General features: G+C 54.5%; 1 protein-coding gene. It reads right to left on the bottom strand.

Going from position 1 to position 1,245, the window contains the following annotated elements; all coding sequences use genetic code 11:
* Positions 1 to 142: 142 nt before the first annotated feature.
* Positions 143 to 643 carry a PEGA domain-containing protein gene (locus K309_RS0135025; protein WP_029050492.1) on the bottom strand — a complete coding sequence of 167 codons (501 nt, stop codon included), beginning with the start codon at positions 641 to 643 and terminating at the stop codon, positions 143 to 145.
* Between the last annotated feature and the right edge of the window lie 602 nt (positions 644 to 1,245).

Genomic DNA, 1,245 nt, shown 5'->3' with positions numbered 1-1,245 from the left:
GCCCTTTCGCAGTTGCGCTTCGCTTCGTTCGCTGTGATCAACTTACGGTGGGACTTGCACCCACAAGAGTGCGCCCATGCTGGGCGCACAAAAAATGCCGGCCACCTTTGGCCGGCATTATCGGACGACGGCCCGAAGCGACTTACTTCGGCGCAACGACCGGGCTGGCGTTTTTCATGGCTTCGGGCGTTATGATTTCCGTCGAGACGATTGTCAAGGATTGCGCTGAACCAGCGACGGCCTTCTCCGAAACATTCAACGTCGCGCTGACGGAATCCGGGAACGAATACATAGCACCGGTAGCGGGGTCAACGGCCAGCATGCCAATTACGCCGCCAAAGAGAATGTTCCCGATGTACCAGCCGTTGACGGTGCTGACAATGTCCAAATGTCTCGGCTCGTAGCCTTCCTTCTTAACCTCGACCTTATAAGTTTCCGACTTGAAGTAACCGGCGCCCCGGTTGAGTGTCAACGTTACCGGGGTAGTGCCATTATGAATTTTTTCGCCAGCACGGTTAGTGACTGTGACTGAAGCCCCCTCCGGTACGCTCTTGATGGTCACTGGCTGCGTGCCGCCACTTATGATGCTGGCACAACCGCTCAGTGCCAATGCTACTACGCCGGCTGCAAGCGTCCTTCTCATCTATTCCCCCTGCTGTGGTTGTTGGCGCGCGCATATTACCTGTAACAAAGGGTAACAATCAAGTTGGGGGGGGTGAAAAATAGGACGATTGAACCAGTGCGGGCGCGTTTGATGGCAATTGCGAAAATCTTGGCGCTGCCTAGCGCACCGACGCGAAGGGCCGGCAGAGCTAGCTCCCAACTGCTTCAAATTTCTTTACCACTTTGGGGTGACCCGGCGGCGCTTCTGTATACAGGCCGGACGTTTCGACTTAATTCAAACTCAGGCCGGCACACGTTTCTAGATGAGCCAGAAATCCTTGAGAAGAAAGGGAAGAGGGGGCAGAAAGTATGAACCTCGCGAAAAATCTCGCAGATCGCTCCGTCTGCCCCAACTACCAAACATGGGCGTCGATTTCCGCGAACTAAGCAGGCTTATCTGGGACATCAGCCGGCTCGCGTTCAGGCGTGCGCCAAGCGCTTCGGCTTGCCCGCTTTGTCTGCGTAGGCGAATAACGTGATGACGCTGGCTAGTCTTACTGTGTCATAAAAAATAGTGCATTATATGGACTTCTTCATTAAAGGTGGAAGTGCATGAGCACACGTGACCGATTTGCGGATTAC

The organism is Cupriavidus phytohabitans (assembly GCF_000426345.1).
Taxonomy (GTDB): domain Bacteria; phylum Pseudomonadota; class Gammaproteobacteria; order Burkholderiales; family Burkholderiaceae; genus Cupriavidus.
The sequence above is the reverse complement of the archived record's forward strand: the minus strand, read 5'-3'. Positions and strand labels throughout refer to the sequence as shown.

Excerpts from the sequence above, each read along its gene's own strand:
- K309_RS0135025 (WP_029050492.1), bottom strand. The coding sequence starts at position 643 with ATGAGAAGGACGCTTGCAGCCGGCGTAGTAGCATTGGCACTGAGCGGT.